The sequence below is a fragment of the Parvibaculum sp. genome (assembly GCF_035511255.1).
In the GTDB taxonomy this organism is placed as follows: domain Bacteria; phylum Pseudomonadota; class Alphaproteobacteria; order Parvibaculales; family Parvibaculaceae; genus Parvibaculum.
The window spans coordinates 1-2,367 of record NZ_DATKFR010000512.1; the positions used below are offsets into that span (position 1 = coordinate 1).

The window sequence follows — 2,367 nt, forward strand, 5'->3', positions numbered from 1 at the left end:
CACATTCTATTCCGTCGATCAGCTCCCGCCCTTCGCCCACGAGATCACGCATTGGAACCCGGTCTTCTACCTGATCGACGGCTTTCGCTACGGCTTCACGGGCCATGCGGATGGCTCGGTTCAGACGGGCATCATCCTCACCGTCGCGGTCAATCTGGTGTTGTGGATCGTCAGCGACCAGCTCTTCCGCCGGGGCTACAGGCTGAAGGGGTGAGGGCTCAATCGGCCTCGTTGAGGATTTCGCTCATCCGCTCCGCGACATGCCCGCGCCAGCCCTTGCTCAGGGGCTCATAGGCGAAGGCCTTCGGCGCAAAGCCGTCATGTTCAAGACGGAGATGGGTGCCGGTCTCGGTCTCGGTCAGCGTCCAGGTGACGACCGTGTCGAGCCAGTGGCCATAGCCCGCGAGCTCCTTGTTGCCGCCCTGCCATGAATAGCGCAGGCGCTTCAGGGCGAGGACTTCCAGCACCTCACAATGCACGATGCCGTCGAAATTGGGCGCGGGCTGCGTCCTGAAGGTGAAGCGATGGCCGACGACCGGCGCGATGTCGTTCGGCATCAGCCAGCGTTCGAGGAGCGCCGGTTCGGTCAGCGCCCGCCAGACCTTCTCCGGCGAATGAGGAAGATCGTAATCGACGACGATGGACTTGCGTTCCGTGGGGGCGGCGTTGTCGGGCATCATGCTCGTCTCCTCACGCCGCTTCGCGCTTCTCATAGACGTGGTCGATGAGGCCCCAGTCGCGGGCTTCTTCCGCCGTCATGTAGCGGTCGCGGTCGAGGGTGCGTGCTACCTCCTCGATCGTCCGGCCGCAATGTTTCGCATAGATGCCGTAGATGCGGTGCCGCGTCTTGATGATGTCCTCGGCATGGCGCTCGATGTCGGACGCCGTGCCCTGAAAGCCGCCCGAGGGCTGGTGGACGAGGATGCTGGCGTTCGGTAGCGCGATGCGCTTGTCCGGCGTGCCGGCGCAGAGAAGCAGCGACCCCATCGAGGCCGCAAAGCCCATGCAGACGGTCGAAACGGGCGCGCGGATATATTGCATCGTGTCGTAGATGGCGAGGCCGGCCGTCACCGAGCCGCCGGGCGAATTGATATACATCGCGATGGGGCGTTCGGAATTTTCGGACTCGAGAAAGAGAAGCTGCGCGCAGACCAGCGCCGACATGCCGTCGTCGACCGGGCCGTTGACGAAGACGATGCGCTCGCGCAGAAGCCGCGAGAAGATGTCGAAGGAACGCTCGCCGCGCGGCGATTGCTCGATGACCATCGGAACGAGGTTCATCATGCCGCCCACCGCAGGTTCGAGCATATGGAGGTGATGCGACGGGCGCGGAGTCGACGTGGCGCGAGCGGAACGACATTCGTACCCAAGAGCATCGCGACAGGCTGCGAGGCGGGGAAGCCGTCATGCACCAGGTGAAGATGAGTGCCGGTTTCCGTCTCGGTAAGCGTGAAGGTGATGCGCGTATCGATGCTCTCGCCGCCTTCTTCCGTTCGCCAGTTGAGGCGGAGCAGACGATGCGGTTCGGCTTCGATGACTTTGCAATCGGCGTCGATCTCGGGCGTGGTCAGCCAGCGGGCGAGGAGGGTGGGCTCCGTCAGCGCCCTCCAGACCTTTGCGGGCGGGTGGGGCAGGTCACAATCGAGCGTGACTTCATCGCGCGGATTTTTCATTCGTCCATCTCCTGCAAGACGTCCTTGAGCCGCTCCAGCCGATCCCGCCAGAAGCTCTGGTAACGCTCGATCCAGCCGATCAGCGGCGCGATGCCGGCGGGATCGGCGCGGTAATAGACATGGCGTCCCGCGCGCCTCTCGCAAACGAGCCCGGCGCGCCGGAGCGCCGCCAGATGCTGCGAAATCGCGGGCTGCGAGACGGCAAAGCCCGTACGGAGCTCGGTGACCGTCTGCTCGCCCTTGCCGAGGCGCTCCAGCACGGCACGGCGCGTGGGGTCGGCCAGGGCACGGAAAATTTCGGTCTCTATGACGGCGGGCTGGCTCTCCATGGCCAACATATAAGTATACACTTATGGATTGGTCAAGTCCTTCCCGCAGAAGCCGATTTGACAGGCCCCGCTTCCCTCCGTAATACTCCACCGCTTCTCGGATCGCCGCCCGCAAAAGGCGGCTTTTTCTATTGGTACTTCGCGGCTAGGGCCGGAACGTACCGTCGAGGGGACGGAGTGATCGAATGATCCTGAACGGGCAACGACGACGCTGACTGGACGAACCGCGAGAGCCATGAAGGCTTCGCGGAAGAAGGACAGTCTTGTCGTTCGGATATCCCGACCGTCGCCCGGACCGCGATGCTTGAACCCTGTTTCAACGAGCATCCGGTCCAAGGAATAATGAGAAGGACCTGATCTTGATT

Annotated in this window: 4 protein-coding genes and 1 pseudogene; 1 reads left to right on the top strand and 4 read right to left on the bottom strand. The window is 63.1% G+C overall.

Annotation, left to right across the window (positions count from 1 at the left end; all coding sequences use genetic code 11):
- A pseudogene (locus VMR03_RS18920) lies at positions 1 to 214 on the top strand (multidrug ABC transporter permease); the annotation flags it as partial.
- A gap of 4 nt (positions 215 to 218) precedes the next feature.
- Here VMR03_RS18920 and VMR03_RS18925 read toward each other — a convergent pair.
- The 4 genes from VMR03_RS18925 to VMR03_RS18940 are packed head-to-tail and all read right to left on the bottom strand — an operon-like array spanning position 219 to position 2,011.
- The gene (locus VMR03_RS18925; protein ID WP_325408029.1) at positions 219 to 680 is read right to left on the bottom strand and encodes an SRPBCC domain-containing protein; all 462 of its coding nucleotides are present in this window, start codon (positions 678 to 680) and stop codon (positions 219 to 221) included.
- Between the two features lie 10 nt (positions 681 to 690).
- Positions 691 to 1,284, bottom strand: a complete 594-nt coding sequence (locus tag VMR03_RS18930; protein WP_414693210.1) for an ATP-dependent Clp protease proteolytic subunit — start codon at positions 1,282 to 1,284, stop codon at positions 691 to 693.
- Entirely contained in the window at positions 1,281 to 1,673 is a 393-nt protein-coding gene (locus VMR03_RS18935) for an SRPBCC domain-containing protein (RefSeq protein ID WP_325408031.1), read from the bottom strand. The genes VMR03_RS18930 and VMR03_RS18935 overlap by 4 nt, the downstream gene beginning before the upstream one ends.
- The gene (locus VMR03_RS18940; protein WP_325408033.1) at positions 1,670 to 2,011 is read right to left on the bottom strand and encodes a metalloregulator ArsR/SmtB family transcription factor; all 342 of its coding nucleotides are present in this window, start codon (positions 2,009 to 2,011) and stop codon (positions 1,670 to 1,672) included. The genes VMR03_RS18935 and VMR03_RS18940 overlap by 4 nt, the downstream gene beginning before the upstream one ends.
- Between the last annotated feature and the right edge of the window lie 356 nt (positions 2,012 to 2,367).